Below are 14784 nucleotides of genomic sequence, written 5' to 3'. Positions count from 1 at the left end.
TCCCAGGCCGTCAGCGGGCCGCCCAAAGCTCCGAAGAGCGGCCCGGAAGCCGTATCCCATCTCCGGATTGCCCCTTGTTCAGCGCTCTCCTAGTGGCCTCGGGCGGTCTCTACAGCCGTCTGGATACGCTCCAGCACTCACGGGACACTCCAGCACGCGCCTTGGCCCTGACACAGACGGAGACAACCGCATGAGCCAGACCCTTCCGGGCACCTATGGTGCCCTGCCCTGGCGAATCGGCAGTAAGGGCGCCCTCGAAGTACTCCTGATTCACCGACCCGGCCATGGGGACTGGTCGATCCCCAAGGGCAAAGCGGAGCCCGGAGAATCAGGCCGGGAATGCGCGGCGCGGGAAGTGCGGGAAGAAACCGGCTTCGAATGCCGCCTCGGGGCCGAACTGCCCAGCATCCGGTATGAAGACAGCAAGAACAGAACCAAATCGGTCCGCTACTGGGCTGCGGCCGCGGAGTCAGGACACTTCACCGCCAATAAGGAGGTCGACGCCGTCCGATGGCTCACCCTACCCGCCGCCTTACGAACGGTAACCGAACCGCGGGACCGGCCCGCCATCATCGCCCTGGGCACCCAGCTGCAGACGCAGTTGGGTGTGCGCCCGGTACCTGCGCGGGAAAAAATGCTGCTGCTCGTCCGCGGCGCCCAAGCCACGAAACACACCGAATGGAAGCATTCCGATGACAGCAGGCCGCTCGCGGTCGAAGGCGAAAAAGCGGCGCAGTCCCTGGCGGTGCTGGGATCGATTTTCAACATAGAGCGCGTTCTATCGTCCCCTCCGGCCCGTTGCGTTGAAACCGTCGCCGAACTCGCCCGGCGGGAATCCCTTGACGTGGAACGATCCAAACACTTGGCCGCAGGCCGCATCGAGGACACTCTGGGACTGGTGGCGCAGGCGCGCGGGACAGGAACCGTCCTGTGCACGCATGAGGACGTCATGGCACGGGTCCTGGCCCACCTAATCCGCCACGACCGCACGGCGGTGAACAAACGCTTCCGCGTCCGCAAGGGAGCAGCCTGGGTGCTGACCGGCGATGACCACCGGTACCACTCCGCCTACTACCTCCCGATGCCGGCGACGGACGAACAGTCTCCCCCTGCGGACGACAACATCTGAAACCCGGCTCCAAGGAACGGACACACCGGCGTCAGGCACGGCATGCCCGTCAATGGTGCCGAGCCAACCACATCACCCCCGGCCCATGAGCGTCATCGGGCCTGGGGGAAGACAACAGGCATAGGACCAAGTCGCGCAGGCATGCCTTCATCACCCCGGCCGGTCAGGCATGGCTAGTGACTCGACCACTCCGGCGCCGCGATTTGCCGGCGCCACGTTGGAGCAATACGACTTAGCAAGATGGGCCTTACTCCGGGAGGGCCTGGGCCGGCTGGTGCCCTCGGCCACTGGGTGGCCGCAACCGACGGCGGGATCCTCGTCCCCGACCTGTGGCAGACGAAGGAACTCTACGACGCCTTCGCGAAGGACCAGATCGGCCCGTTCAGCGCCGAAGTCGGTATCCCAGCACCGCCCACGGTGAAGTATCTGGACACCCACAATTACTTCACCCCGGGAGCCGGCGACTGACCGGGATAACACGGGATTAGTCATCAGGAATAGTAACCCGTTCCTCAAGCCAAGCTACCGGACGGACTGGCGCAGGGTTTCATCCGGGGTGGAGATGATCTCGTCGGCGGTATTCGTCCCGGCGCCTTGGAAGTACGGCTCCGTTTCGGGAAGCCGCCCTCGTTCATCTGGTCTCGGGCTCGTCCTGGTCCCCTCACACGGCATACTCCGGGGTCCCGGGGCTGTTGACCGGGTTGTGTGCGGCGATTCCCCAAAGGCGTCTGAACGCAGCAGTACCCCTCCCCGCCGAAGCGGGAAGGGGTACTTCCGGGCATGTCAGGTCAGGCAGCCGGCTGTTCTGCCGGGTCCTCCGGGGTCGGCTGGCCGGTGACGGGGGCAGGGGCGGCGGCGTCCTCTTCAGCCGTTGCGGCTTCGGCGGCGGCATCGGCTGCCTCTTGGGCTGCTTCATCAGCTGCCTCGGCCGCCTTCTCAGCTGCCGCCCTGGCCTTGGCCGCGGCAGACTTCGCCGCTCCAGCTTCGTTCTTCTGGGCCGCGGAGGCCTTCTTCTCGATCACCTTAGCGGTCTGGGCGGCGCGCTTGTCAGCGGCAACGCTGGCCGCGGCGCCCTTCTTCGCTTCGGCCGCAGCCTTCGCGGCGACACCCTTTGCCTTGGCTGCGGCAGCCTTCGCGGCGGCGGCCTGCTTCTTCAGACCCGCTTTGGCCCCCGCTTCGGTGGCCTTGGCGGATACGGAGCCCGGCGCCTTCGTCGGTGCCGCGTTGGCGATACCGGCTCCGGCTCCAGTGAGGACGGCGGCGGTCAGAACGACGGCGCCGAGCTTCTTGGCTAGTGACATGAGTAGTGCTCCAATGACATGCGGCCCGGCGGCGCGGGCAGTGGGGTCCGGGGATACCGGCTGCGCGTCAGCCTAAGTTGGAAGCGGACGCGCCTTCAATCGGAAACCCGAATACTTGGCTAAAACTTCGCTAAAGCTTCAGTCATCCAGAATCCACCCAGTGCCGGAGGCGTTTCCACAGCGGCTTTCCAGTCTTCGACGCCGGGGACGAAGGGGCACGGAAGCTCAGGGTGGATCTGGCAGGCGGTGTCGTCGATGACGATTCTTCCCTTCCGGTCCGCGGTGAGGAGGGCGACATGGCGGCCGCCCAGGCGTGCCCGGCGGATGTTGACATGAGGGCGAAGAGATGGTCGGTGAATCCGGCCGTGTCGGTGTAGTGTTCCTGGATCGCCAGGTCGGACTCGTGACCGGATCCGTGGTGCGAACCGGTAGCGGAGCAGGTGCATTCACGTGCCCGGTGGATTCGGCTTTGCTGCCGGCCCGGAAGCGCACGACGCCCGGCAAAACCTTAGCGTCGGATAATTCACTTTTTCACACGCCACCCCTTACGGTCCTGCTCCGGCAGTTCAGCGGCTGTGGCGGGGAGGTTGTCCGGGCCGTCGGACTGGCCTGATGTCCAGTGGAAGAACACCTCGGCGGTGATCGCTTCGAAGCAGGCGTCCTGGAACCGGAACCACTAGGTGGAGGTGTCGCCTTCGACGTAGGTTCCGTAGCCGAACAGTTCCCCGCCGCTGTCGCGGGTGCGGGCGACGGCGAAGATGATGTAGGGCCAGGATCCGGCGTCCCATCCCTCGCTTCCCCAGTTCGGCAGGACGGACCAGGCGGTGCCTTCGAGGGTGTCCATCCAGTCGTACCCGTCCCCTGCCCGGTCGTCGGCCGGAAGAACCGGCGCGGTCACCGGTTCCGCGGTGTCGCCGGTGACCGTGTGGGTCATGGTTTGTGTTTTCATGAGGTGATTGCTCCGTTTCGCTCGGCGGGGCGGGTGCCTGGAGTACCGGCTTCCCCCGGGCGCCCAGCAACGTCCTGACTCCCGCTGTTTGACGAGATCTGGGCTGGCGGGCCTCTCCGCTGCTCATCGTTCCCTCCTGATCTTCGCTGCCGCACAGCGCTAAGCAGGCTGACGATCCCCAACTATGCATCAGCATAGAACATCCGGGAGTCCACACCATGTCGATTTCTTGAAAGACCTCCCGGGCCCATCCGCGTACGTGTGTGTGCTGGGTCGAACCGGTGTCGGACAAAACGTGGGTCACTGGCCCACAATGACGGTATGCGCACATTCGGGGTCGAGGAGGAGCTGGTGATCGTGGACCCGGTCGGCGGCTGCCCGGTGCCCGGGCCGGCGAGCTGCTGGCCGTCAGCAGGGCACCCGATCGCACCTTGCCGGCGGCCGGTGGCCCGGTCCTGTCGGCTGAGTTCAAACAGGAGCAGATCGAAGTGCAGACCAGTCCCTGCTCCAGCCTTGATGGCCTGTTGGGGAGGTCCGCCGCGGCCGACGCTGCCGCCAGGGCCGTGGCACTGGCGACGTCCCAGGTCCCGGCCGCGACACACACCACACCCGATTCCCGCTATTAGGCCATGATGGACGGCTTCGGTCTTACCGCCAGAGAGCAGTTGACGTGCGGGTTCCATGTCCACGTCTGCGTCGGTTCGGACCAGGAACGTGCGGCCGTGCTGGACCGGATCCGCATCTGGCTTCCGGTCCTGGCGGCCCTGAGTGCGAATTCACCGTTCTGGAACGGTGAGGACACCGGGTACGGCAGCTACCGCACGCAGGCCTGGGGCCGGTGGCCCACCCTCGGCCCGGCTGAGCTGTTCGGCTCCGACGCCGGATACCGTTCCCTAGTGTCCGGGCTGTCGCGGTGGGACGATGCGTGTATGAGCGAGAACACGCAGCGCGGTACGGCCCCTGGCGGCGAAGAAGATCACGCACAGGGCCCGGATAAAGAGCACCCGCGGAGGCCGTCCACGCAGCCGATACGCACCGTGGGCCAGCGTCGCCGGGATTCCGAGGAGAAGCTGGAAACCCACCAGCGCGGAGCCCGAACAAAACCGCCAGACTGAGGCGGCAGCCGGGCAGCGGTAGTGCGCCGTACGCAAACGACACTCGGCACGTGAGGACGGCACGAATGACGTAAACCCGACGGAGCGTATGCCGCCGGGATTGGGCTGCTCGCCACCATCGGCGTCATCGAATGGCCACTGGCCGGTCTTTTCATCCTCGGACGAGCGCTCACCAGCGGCAGGCGCGGCCCGGTGCGCGGGTTCACCGAAGCCCTCACCACCGGGATCAGATAAGAGAACCCAGGACCCGGCGCCCCGGAACACCCACCCCGCCCAGAGAACGACGGCGCGCCGGTCGAGGACCAGCACATCGTGCGGACCAGAAACGCCCGCTCCCCGGGCAAGTGCCGATCGCCACGGATTGCACGGCGGCCCATGAAAACAGACTGCTGGTGCTCCGGGGCGAGCCTCCCGGCGGGGTGGCCGCTATGAGGCCGGAGGATGATAATCGGAGTACGACAGAGGGACAAGGAGGACCCGATGGCTCAGCCGGCGTCTGCAGACCCGAACACCAGCCCAAAACCTGGCCGGGCGGCCGACGATCTTGCCGGTCTCGGGCTGTCCGGGGCCCAACGATCGCAGGCGGGCCAGTTCAACGACCCCGTCCACGAATTCCGTCGGCTCTTCAGTGAGCTGTTCGGGACATTCCTGCTCGTACTGGCCGCAGCGGGGGCCGACGTCATTGATGCAGCAACAGGAGGAAGCGTAGGACGCGCCGCCGCGGTCACGGCCCCCGGCCTGACCGTCATGGCGGTCATCCTGTTCATGGGGACGAATTCCGGGGCACATCTCAACCCCGTCGTCACACTCGCCTTCGCCCTGCGCCGTGACTTCCCTTGGCGCCGCGTCCCGGGCTACATCCTGGCCCAGCTGCTCGGTGCCAGTGCCGCCGCGACGATTCTGTGGCTGACCTTCGGTCTCCAAAACCAGTCCGGCGGCAACCACCCCGCGCACGGGTTCATGCCCGGGCAGGCCCTGATCATCGAAACCTTGCTGACACTGGGGCTGGTCAGCACAATTCTGGGCGCATCCTCGGGCGCGCAGAACATCGGCCCGCTCTCCGCCCTCGCCGTCGGCGCCTATGTTGTCCTTGCCGGCCTGTGGGCGAGCCCGGTCAGCGGGGCCTCCATGAACCCGGCCCGTTCCTTCGGTCCGGCCCTCGTGGCAGGGCAGTACGATTCCCTGTGGATCTACATTCTTGGCCCCGTCACGGGAATGCTCATGGCCGTCGCCGCCGCGTATCTCCTCCGCGGACCCGGCGGCGGGCGCACGGCTGCCGACGCGGCCCAAGGCAAATCGTAGCCCCGGAACAACCGGTATGGCCGTGCGAACGGGGCCGCATTGATTCCTGCGGCGCAGCCCGAACGCGGCCCGCGCCCCGGGAATCGAGGACCGGCCGGAGCGGCCGACGCCAGGAAGACAGTCAAAAATACGCCTTCGGTTGCTCCGGCGGCGCCGTCGGACGGCGCCTCAGCGAGCGAACCGGACCAGTCAGGGGTCTGACCTGCAGCGGAACAGTGGTTGGCGCTAAGGATTCTGTCCCGGTGGCACGGTTCGGGGGTTGCCGGTTGGGAGGTGGCGGTAGATGGACGCGCGGGAGACGCCGAGCGCCTTAGCGATCCGGGTGGGACTTTCGCCTTTGGCCTGTCTGGCCCGGGCGGCTGAGAGGGTGTCGGTATCCATGACTGTTGGGCGGCCGCCGGTGCGGCCTTGGGCCCGGGCGGCTGCGAGGCCGGCCATGGTTCGTTCGTGGATCATGTCGCGCTCAAGTTCGGCGAACGCAGCCATCATGACGAAGAAGAATTTCCCTTCTCCGGTCGGGTTGTAGGTCCCGGTGAGGGTGCCGGTGAGAATCCGCAGGCTGACTCCTTGGTCGTGGAGGCTATCGGCGATGGTGAGGACTTCTTTCACTGACCGGCCGAGGCGGTCCAATTTCCACACGCACAGGGTGTCTGTCGGACGGAGATGGTCGAGGGCTTCGGCGAGCCCTGGGCGGGCGGTGGCGCGGCTGGAGATTTTGTCTTCGAAGATCCGGCCGCAGCCGGCCGTTTTGAGGGCGTCTCGTTGGAGTTGGGCGTCTTGTCCGTTGGTGGAGACGCGGGTGTAGCCGATGAGATCGAAATGTTGGGTCGCCATTCGTCTACTGTCGCACAACCCATCTCACAACACCGGTATTCGCCGACCTGTTGTGAGATGGGTTGTGGACGGATTGGTGTCGGTGCGTCGCCTGGGGGCGGGGTCGTCTCAGAACTGGCCGTTAGTTGACGGTGGTCTGCTTCGGATGCGAATGGACCGGACGGCGGGGACAGTTGCTTATCGGCGCCGTCCGGCGGGGTGCACTGCAACTACGGGTTCAGGTTTTCGGGATTGAGTACAGCGGCCTGGCCGTCGGTGAAGAATCCGTCGCCGGTTGCGTTGTGTCCCTGCTGGGCGTCCACGACGTGCATCAGGTGGGGCTGTGCCACTTTCAGCGATTGCAGGATGTATGCCCTCTCCTCGTCGATATTCGGGTCGATGTGGTGGGTTGGCAATCCGGACGTCGTTCCTATCCCGATGCCGCGGTCGAAGCTGGCCGTGGCGACCCACACGGGTTGGCCGCCGATGGTGAAATTGGTTCTCCAGATCCTTGTGTGGTGCCGCTGTACCAGGGTGTTGGCGTCGGTGGGTTTTTCGAATGCCACTGTCTCCGGCCGGGCATCCAGATAGGACGGCGTGACCGGAGCGGTGAGGTACTGCTCGTTGCGTACTGCGACGAGGATGGAACGCAGGGTGTTGCCCAGGGTCGAGGGGTCGGCTTTGTACCATCCGGCCCTTTTGAACAGGTCCTCGATCTGCTGCTGGCTGCCGAGGTAGATGAAGTTGATCGGTTCCATTCTGGCCCCGGTCAATGTTTCGCTGTAGATGGGCAGCTGCCTGATGGCGGCCGCGTCCAACGCAGGCAACGCCTGGGCTGTCTCCTGACGTTCAAGGACGGTCAGGGGCGTGAGCTGGGCGCCGAATATCCCGGCGAACAGCAAGGGAGCGGCAACGGCGACTAGCAGCGGCTGTTTGACCGCGGCGCTGAGTTTCACCGGTTGGACCAGGTGGAACCGGTCGTTGATCTCCAACGGTGTGATGATGCCGGCGAGAAGAAACAAACCCAGGCCGAGACTGCCCAGGATGTCGCTGGGGTAGTGGACGCCCAAATATATCCGGCTGATTCCGACCAGCAAGACGGCGGTTAGCGCTGCCAGGACGATCAGTAGCCTGGCCATGGAGGACTTGATGGCGCGGCACAGCAGGTAGGCGGTGAGTCCACCTATGACGGTCGCTGTCAGGGCGTGTCCGCTGGGAAAACTGAAGCTGTTTTCGGTCAGCAAGCCCAGGGAGCGGTCCGGCCGGGGCCGTGCGACGATCTGCTTGATCACCGTGGAGGTGGCGCGTTCCAGGCCAAAGGCGGCCGCCAGCAGGACCGGTACCCACCATTGCCGCCGCCGCCAGGACGCCAGGCTCAGGATGATGAGGAAAACGATAACCGACGTCGAACTCGCGGCAAAGGTAACGAAAATGAAGAACGTGTTCTGCCCGTCGGTGCGGATGTCCGGCACGAGATTGAGGATCCGCTGGTCGATGCCGGCGAACGAGGTCTTCAGGACGACCACTCGTGTGACGCTGATGAAAAGCCAGAGGGCCGCGGCCGCGGCCGCGGCGCCGATGGTCAGGACGAGCCCGGTTGGCCGTTTCATCGAGAGCCGGCGGCCGGCCCAGCCGACGAGGCGCGGGTGGCGTCGGCGGAGCCGTACGACGTAGGTGTTGGCCCGGACGCCTTCCCAGGCGGAGACCAGTATCGACCACGCGATTTTCAGCGTGTGCGCAGGACCATGATCAGGCTGAAGACGAACAGAATGATCAACAGCAGCTGCACGAGCAAGGCGGCCGCAAAGATCAACGGGATCCCGACAACATCCAGGGTATTCAGCAGATAGGCGTTCAGGGCAGTAAAAACAACAACGGCCAGCAAGGCTGCCCCGTACCTAAGCGTCTGTACGCTGATCATTCCCGGCCGCCTTTTCCGTCCGCCGTGCGGCGGAATTGCGGTTTGATTCATCCCGACTCCGTCCGGTCCCGGCCCGTGTCCGCGACTGCCGGGGACATGCCTGCGGTGCGGGGATGACGGATGAATACTCCGACGGCGGCGGTCAGGAGGGCCAGTGCGCCGTAGCCGGCCGCGAGGCCCGTGGCGGCGGCGACCGCCCCTACCAGCAGCGGGCCGCCCGTGTCGCCGAGTTCGCGGCCGACTTCGGCGGCGCCCATGGTCTGGCCCAGCCGCTCCGGCGGTGTGGCGGCGGCCAGGGCCGCAAAGGCAACCGGGGTGATGATGCCCGTTCCGGCGCCGATGGCCGCGGCGGCCGCCAGCAGCCCGGCGGTCCCGGGTAGCATGGCGGCGGCCAGGCCTACGGCCGTGAGCGCCAGGCCCAGGCCCGCGAGGCGGCCCGGATGACGGGCTGGTGTATCGGATGCCCGGCCGGCGAGGGGCTGGGCGACGGCGGCGCAGACGGCCAGGACCGAGACGGCAGCTCCGGTGGCGACGGGCCCGAGACCCGCTGCTGCCCCCGAGAGGGGAAGGAAGCCGACGCCGACGGACAGGGCCGCCGTCGCGGCTTCCAGGGCGGCGGTCGGGGCTAGGAAGGACCGGTCCGCCAGCCGCCGGGCCAGGTCAGCGACGGTCTGCCGGCCACGGGGCAGCGGCGCCGCCACGGGCACGGCCAGGAAGGCCCACACGGCTACCGCCAGTGCCAGGAGTGCGGTGAGGGTGAACAGCAGTTCCAGCCCGCCGGAGGCCACCAGTGTTCCTCCGATCAACGGACCGGCGGTGTATCCGATGCTCTTGTAGAACCCGTAGGAGCCGAACGCTCTGCCCTGGCGGCCCGCGGGGTTCAGCCGGGCAACCAGGGCAGAGGCTGCCGGGGAGAACGCTGAGGCGGCTGCGCCCTGGCCCAGTCGGGCCAGCCACAGCCATGCCGGATCCCGGGCCAGGACGAAGGCCGCGGAAAAGAGGGCGAAGGCGGCCAGGCCGCCGAGCAGGACCGGTCTGGCGCCGATCCGGTCGGAGAGTGTCCCGAAAACGGGTTTGAGCAGCACCTCGGCCCCGTCGTACAGGGCCAGCATCGCCCCGAGCAGCAGCAGGGACTGGCCGTGGCCGATGCTGTAGGCGCCGAGGTTCGCCGCCACGGCATGGGCACCGAACGCCGTGGTGAAGCCGGCCGCATACAGGGGGAACAGATGCCGCCGGGGGCTTGGAACCCCGGCGCCCTGTGCGTCGGCTGTCATTGCTCGGGCTCCGGCGCGGATCCGGGAACGGGCGCGCTGGCGCGGCGTTCCCGGCGTGCTTTGCGCACGCGCCAGACGATGAACGCGATCACGGCCACCACCAGCACCACGGCCGTGATGTCGCGTCCGGCTGCCTTGGCGACGGCTTCGTAGGAGTTGCCGGCCAGGAAACCCAGCAGCACAAACCCCGCGCCCCAGACCAGGCCGCCGGCGGCGTTGAAGACCAGAAACCGGGGATAGTGCATCCGGGACGTCCCGGCCAGGGCAGGCATGACCGCCCGGAAGAACGCCACAAACCGGCCGAGGAAGACCGCTGATCCTCCCCGGCGGCGCAGGAAGTCCTGCGCCTTGTCCAGTTTGGCGCGGCGTTTGTTCATGACCTTCAGGTTCAGGACCCGGGGGCCGAAGTGTTTGCCGATCTCGTAGCCGACCGTGTCCCCCACAATGGCGGCCAGCACGACCAGGACCATCATCGTCCACAGCTCCACGTGGCCCCGGCTGGCGACGACGCCTCCGAGGACCGCCGCTGTCTCTCCCGGGATCACGAACCCGATGAACAAAGCGTCCTCAGCGAACACCAGCAGCCCCACCAGGGTCAACGCCAGGACCGGATTGACGTTCAGGATGCTGTCCACGAACGCGCTCACCCGGCACCGCTTCCCCGGGTACAAAGACCGCAGGCCCCTCTCAGGAAGTGCTCGACTACCGGATCCTGGTTCACGGCCTGCTCCTCGCGTGTCGCGCCAACCGGCAGAAATCCGGCCTTCAAGTAACAAATGATACATTTATGCGTGTGACGATGGAAGATTTCGGGTGGTTGCTGGTTCTCGTGCAGATCCCCGCCCAGCCGTCCCGGCACCGCGTGTCGGTATGGCGGGAGTTGCGCCGGGCCGGGGCCGTTCCCGTCTCCCACGGCACTTGGGTGCTGCCCGCGTTACCGGCTTTCGAATCCGCACTGGGACGGGCCGGGGAACTCGCCGAGCGCGGATCAGGCACGCTCACCGTCGTTGATGCAGCACCCCGCAACGATGCCGGTAAGGCACTTTTCCGCGAAGCGTTTGCGGCCGCGAGGGCCGAGGAATGGGCCGAGCTCATCGCCGACTGCGGGAAGTTCGAGGATGAGATAGCCCGTGAGATCGCCAAGTCAAAATTCACCTTCGGAGAACTCGAAGAAGAAGAACAAAGCCTGGAACGGCTGCGTCGCTGGTACCGGGACCTAAAGTCTCGCGACGTCCTCCGTCTCTCCCAGGCCGCAACGGCGCAGGAACACCTGACCCGCTGCACCGGCGCCCTGGAAGGCTACGCCCAACAGGTCTACGAGACCGTACTCCCGTAAGGAAAGACGTTGAAGCACCTCATCTCCGGCATCCCTCCCCTGCGCCTGCCTTGGCGCTCCTGGTGGCTGCTGCCGGTGTCCGTAATCCTGTTCGTTCTCACCCTGTCCATGGGGGTTCTGGCGAAACGCTACGGCTCCCCGGGACCGGATCTCAACGTCGACGTCAGCCTCATACCTGATCGAAACCCGGCCCTGACGACCCTCGCCACAATCATCAACGACGCCCTCTCCCCAGCGGGCAACGTCGTCATCCTCGCACTTTCGTGCCTGATCCTGATGTTCGGGCTGCGCAGGCCGCTCACCGCCCTGGCGTTCGGCTCCACGGTTGCTGTGGGGTGGCTGTCCTCGGAAATCGGAAAGATCACGGTCGCCCGACTGCGGCCCCCGGGTTCAGTGACGCACGCACTGATTCGGGAAAACGGGTCCGACAGCTTTCCCAGCGGCCACACGGCATTCGCGGCCGCCCTGGTCTGGGGTGCGGTCCTGGTCCTCGCCCGCACCCCAACGCAGCGTGCGGTTACCGCCGTCGTGGGTGGTATTTTCGCCATTATAGTGGCCGGGTCACGGCTGTACCTGGGTGTCCACTACCCGACCGATGTTGCCGCTTCCCTACTGATCAGCACCGCGGGAATATTGTTCTGGCTTCCTCTATGGAACAACCTCATCGAACCCCGGCTCCGTCGGATCTCCCGGATCAACAGAATGTCAGCGCATCCCTCAGCCACTCACACCGGTGATTAGACACAGCCAGCCGCGAACATTGCCTCGGCCATGGCAGCTGTCATCGGGCAGCTTGTGGAAAATTCGTGACCCAGCCGATGCCGCGCTTCGGTGGCGATAACTTCAACGGCGGACAGCAGTCCATCCCCGACCAGAAGGCTGCACAGTCCCTGGAGCAGGTGCCCCGCCCACCGCAGACGCAGCGACGCCACGGTAAACAACAATCGATTGTGAGCGTCGTGTTATTCGTCGTCGGTGGGTGTCGTCGGATCACGCAGGGGCCGGAGGGCGTCATCTGAGAGCGCGGTGAAGGCATATCGGCCGTGGACATTGATGTGCGCGTCTCCCAGAGGAGACAACATCGCGACATCGGCGTCGTCGATGGGATGCCCTGATCTCTCAGAGCGGTCAGGGCCGCGTCGATGTAACGGGTGTTCCACAGGATGACCGCGTTCAGGACGAGTCCGAGTGCGCCGAGCTGGTCTTCCTGGCCGGCGCGGTCACCGCCGCCGGAGGTGTCCCGGCCGGGGAAGCTGTCCTGCTCGACATCCGACGGCATGTCCATCCCAAGGCCGTCAACGCCGCCAAAGACGCCGACGCCGGCGCCAGGAACGCCGCGTCCGGGATTGACTACCTGCGCCTGGTCGAGACCCGCCACAAAACCGCGATGACCGGCGCCCCGATCAGCTACGACAAAATCACCACCGCCGCCGCGACCGCCGCGGCCCGGATCCCGGAAAAGGCCCTGTGAGCATCTCGAACCTGCAGTCGCATTATGGTTTTTCCCGCATGCCGTTCGGGCGTTCCATTCCGGTGCAGGCACTGCACCCGCACCCCGGGCACCGGGAAGCGATCGCGCGGATCCAGTGGTGCGTCGCCCAGCGCCAGATGGGCGTGATCACCGGTGAAGTCGGCGCCGGCAAGACCGTCGCCGTCCGCGCAGCCCTGGCACAACTCGAAGCATCCCGGCACCAGGTCATCTACATCGCGGACCCCACGATCGGCATGCGCGGGGTCCAGTCCCAGATCGTCACCGCCCTGGGCGGGCAGCCAGCGTTCTACTCCGGGGTCCTGGCGCACCAGACCGCGTCCCTGCTCGCCGGGGAACTGGACGAACGCGCCCGCCTGCCCGTGGTCGTCATCGACGAGGCGCACCTGCTCGGCAACACCGACCTGGAATCCCTGCGCATGCTCACGAATACCGGGATGGACACCGGCTCGCACTTCGCCCTGATCCTCGTCGGCCAGCCCACCCTGCGCCGCCGGCTCAAACTCGCCGTCCTGGCCGCCCTGGACCAACGGATCTCCACCAGGTTCGCGATCACGGGCATGGACCTGGCCGCCACCGCGGACTACATCCGCCACCACCACAAATTCGCCGGCCGGTCCGACACCCCGTTCTCCGACGACGCCGTCGCCGCGATCCACCAGGCCGCCCGCGGCTACCCGAGGGCCGTGAACAACCTCGCCGTTTCCGCCCTGATCGCGACCTACGCCGGGAACAAGGCCATCGTGGACCTCGCAGCGGCCCAGTCCGCGATCACCGAGAACAGTGAGTAAAACCGCCGTCACCGATGACGGCCACCACGTCAGCCCGACGACGAACGCCCCGCCGAAACCCACCGGCGGGGCGTTTCCATGCCCGGCCCGTCGTCACCGGATGTGACGCCGCCATCGTCAAATAACGCGACGCCTAACACGCTGCACAGCTGCACTGGACGGCTACGCCCGCCACGTCTACGCCGATATGTTCCCTGAAGTCGGCACGCAACAGGTGATTCCCAGCATCCTCCCAAGAACCGGTGGGAAACTGCTAACTGCATACGCTCCTCCATGCAGTACCAGGGGCTACTGTCCGCGCCGCGGGCGCCGACCCCAAAGGAAAAGAAGAAAATGAAGCCGCCCGCCCACGCCGTCCCACCCCTGCACCTGCCGGGGCGTTCGTGGTGGCTGCTGCCCGCGTCGGCACTCCTCTTCGCCAGCGCGCTCACCATCGGAATCCTGGCAAAACTCTACGGCTCCCCCGGACCGGACCTCGCCTGGGACGAAAGCCTGATCCCTGGCCGGACCACCGCACAGACAGGCCCGGCGCTGGCCTTGAACACCCTGTTCTCCCCTGGCGGGAACATCATCATCCTGCTGCTGACCTGCCTGGTCCTGGCGTTCGGACTCCGGAAACCGCTCACCGCACTGGCATTCGGATCCCTCGCCAGCGCCGGCTGGCTGTCCTCGGAAATAGGCAAGCTCAGCGTCGCCCGGCTCAGGCCCCCCGCCTCCGCGACGCAAGCGCTGGTAATGGAGACCGGCAACAACAGCTTTCCCAGCGGCCACACCGCGTTTGCCGCGTCCGTGGCCTGGGCCGTCGTCCTGGTGCTCGCACGCACCCGCACACAACGCACGATCACCGCCATAGGCGGCGCACTGCTGGCTGTCGCCGTCGGCCTCTCCCGCCTGTATCTGGGCGTGCACTATCCCAGCGACGTCATCGGCTCGCTGCTGATCAGCACGGCCGGCATCCTGCTGTGGCTGCCGTTATGGAACAACCTCATCGAGCCCCGCTTACGCGGAGTCGCTCCCATCATGAAGTTGACGGGCACTACACGGTCCCGCCGCGTGGGGTAGCGGTCGAGCTTGGGCCGCTGGTGCTCGTGGACGGCGTCCTCCACGGCAGGCGGTGCAGCCCCAGCGACGCTTCGATGCCTGGCAGGTCATCCGTCGTGGGGGAGGTGTAACCGACCCAGCCGGTGACTCCCTCCTGGCGGACCAGGTGACGGCCCCGACCACGGCGCCGGCTGCGCCCGAGAGTACCGTGATGGCCACCGGCCTACGGGCGCGTCGCACCAGAAGAGTGGCGCCCAGGACCCCGCTGAGCACGTATGACGCGACGATCAGGGGCCCGTCTACGATGTTGAGAGCCAGAATGA

Annotated in this window: 16 protein-coding genes and 1 pseudogene; 9 read left to right on the top strand and 8 right to left on the bottom strand. The window is 66.4% G+C overall.

Annotated elements, in window-relative coordinates:
- The first annotated feature begins 190 nt into the window (after positions 1-190).
- On the top strand, positions 191-1129 hold the full coding sequence (locus J9611_RS17125) for an NUDIX hydrolase (RefSeq protein WP_211881874.1): 939 nt from the start codon (positions 191-193) through the stop codon (positions 1127-1129).
- A 291-nt stretch (positions 1130-1420) separates the two neighbouring features.
- Positions 1421-1597 carry a hypothetical protein gene (locus J9611_RS17120; protein WP_211881873.1) on the top strand — a complete coding sequence of 59 codons (177 nt, stop codon included), beginning with the start codon at positions 1421-1423 and terminating at the stop codon, positions 1595-1597.
- A gap of 320 nt (positions 1598-1917) precedes the next feature.
- Here J9611_RS17120 and J9611_RS17115 read toward each other — a convergent pair whose 3' ends face one another.
- Together J9611_RS17115 and J9611_RS17110 are read right to left on the bottom strand one after the other, a co-directional pair.
- Positions 1918-2430, bottom strand: coding sequence for a hypothetical protein (locus tag J9611_RS17115; protein WP_211881872.1), 513 nt, complete (start codon positions 2428-2430; stop codon positions 1918-1920).
- Between the two features lie 676 nt (positions 2431-3106).
- Positions 3107-3379 (bottom strand): hypothetical protein, encoded by a 273-nt coding sequence (locus J9611_RS17110; protein WP_211881871.1) that lies wholly within the window; start codon positions 3377-3379, stop codon positions 3107-3109.
- A 629-nt stretch (positions 3380-4008) separates the two neighbouring features.
- On the opposite strand from J9611_RS17110, the gene J9611_RS17105 reads away from it, so the two are divergent.
- Both J9611_RS17105 and J9611_RS17100 read left to right on the top strand, forming a co-directional pair.
- Entirely contained in the window at positions 4009-4494 is a 486-nt protein-coding gene (locus J9611_RS17105) for a glutamate-cysteine ligase family protein (protein WP_246527962.1), read from the top strand.
- Between the two features lie 480 nt (positions 4495-4974).
- Positions 4975-5796, top strand: a complete 822-nt coding sequence (locus J9611_RS17100) for an MIP/aquaporin family protein (protein WP_211881870.1) — start codon at positions 4975-4977, stop codon at positions 5794-5796.
- A 225-nt stretch (positions 5797-6021) separates the two neighbouring features.
- Here the strand turns inward: J9611_RS17100 and J9611_RS17095 are convergent, their stop codons facing one another.
- The 5 genes from J9611_RS17095 to J9611_RS17075 form a co-directional block, all read right to left on the bottom strand.
- Positions 6022-6630, bottom strand: a complete 609-nt coding sequence (locus J9611_RS17095) for a recombinase family protein (protein WP_211881869.1) — start codon at positions 6628-6630, stop codon at positions 6022-6024.
- A gap of 209 nt (positions 6631-6839) precedes the next feature.
- On the bottom strand, positions 6840-8219 hold the full coding sequence (locus J9611_RS17090; RefSeq protein ID WP_211881868.1) for an LssY C-terminal domain-containing protein: 1380 nt from the start codon (positions 8217-8219) through the stop codon (positions 6840-6842).
- A gap of 116 nt (positions 8220-8335) precedes the next feature.
- The gene (locus J9611_RS17085) at positions 8336-8581 is read right to left on the bottom strand and encodes a hypothetical protein (RefSeq protein ID WP_211881866.1); all 246 of its coding nucleotides are present in this window, start codon (positions 8579-8581) and stop codon (positions 8336-8338) included.
- The gene (locus tag J9611_RS17080) at positions 8578-9804 is read right to left on the bottom strand and encodes an MFS transporter (protein WP_211881864.1); all 1227 of its coding nucleotides are present in this window, start codon (positions 9802-9804) and stop codon (positions 8578-8580) included. Before J9611_RS17080 ends, J9611_RS17085 begins: the two co-directional genes overlap by 4 nt.
- On the bottom strand, positions 9801-10451 hold the full coding sequence (locus J9611_RS17075; protein WP_211881862.1) for a DedA family protein: 651 nt from the start codon (positions 10449-10451) through the stop codon (positions 9801-9803). Before J9611_RS17075 ends, J9611_RS17080 begins: the two co-directional genes overlap by 4 nt.
- 140 nt (positions 10452-10591) lie before the next feature.
- Between J9611_RS17075 and J9611_RS17070 the strand changes: the two genes are divergently transcribed.
- From J9611_RS17070 to J9611_RS17060, 3 genes are all read left to right on the top strand, one after another.
- The gene (locus J9611_RS17070; protein ID WP_372447811.1) at positions 10592-11140 is read left to right on the top strand and encodes a Chromate resistance protein ChrB; all 549 of its coding nucleotides are present in this window, start codon (positions 10592-10594) and stop codon (positions 11138-11140) included.
- A gap of 9 nt (positions 11141-11149) precedes the next feature.
- Positions 11150-11881 (top strand): phosphatase PAP2 family protein, encoded by a 732-nt coding sequence (locus tag J9611_RS17065; protein ID WP_246527960.1) that lies wholly within the window; start codon positions 11150-11152, stop codon positions 11879-11881.
- Between the two features lie 65 nt (positions 11882-11946).
- Positions 11947-12159 (top strand): hypothetical protein, encoded by a 213-nt coding sequence (locus tag J9611_RS17060; protein ID WP_211881882.1) that lies wholly within the window; start codon positions 11947-11949, stop codon positions 12157-12159.
- Here J9611_RS17060 and J9611_RS17055 read toward each other — a convergent pair.
- Positions 12103-12359: pseudogene (locus J9611_RS17055) on the bottom strand (Tn3 family transposase); the annotation flags it as partial. The gene J9611_RS17060 and the pseudogene J9611_RS17055 overlap by 57 nt on opposite strands.
- Before the next feature lie 248 nt (positions 12360-12607).
- Between J9611_RS17055 and J9611_RS17050 the strand changes: the two are divergent.
- Both J9611_RS17050 and J9611_RS17045 read left to right on the top strand, forming a co-directional pair.
- Positions 12608-13420 carry an ExeA family protein gene (locus J9611_RS17050; protein WP_211881861.1) on the top strand — a complete coding sequence of 271 codons (813 nt, stop codon included), beginning with the start codon at positions 12608-12610 and terminating at the stop codon, positions 13418-13420.
- A 333-nt stretch (positions 13421-13753) separates the two neighbouring features.
- Positions 13754-14482, top strand: a complete 729-nt coding sequence (locus J9611_RS17045; RefSeq protein WP_211881860.1) for a phosphatase PAP2 family protein — start codon at positions 13754-13756, stop codon at positions 14480-14482.
- The last annotated feature ends 302 nt before the right edge of the window (positions 14483-14784 follow it).

Source organism: Pseudarthrobacter albicanus (assembly GCF_018224015.1).
Classification (GTDB): Bacteria; Actinomycetota; Actinomycetes; order Actinomycetales; family Micrococcaceae; genus Arthrobacter; species Arthrobacter albicanus.
Note: the sequence above shows the minus strand (reverse complement) of the source record. Positions and strands in the feature narration are given on the sequence as shown.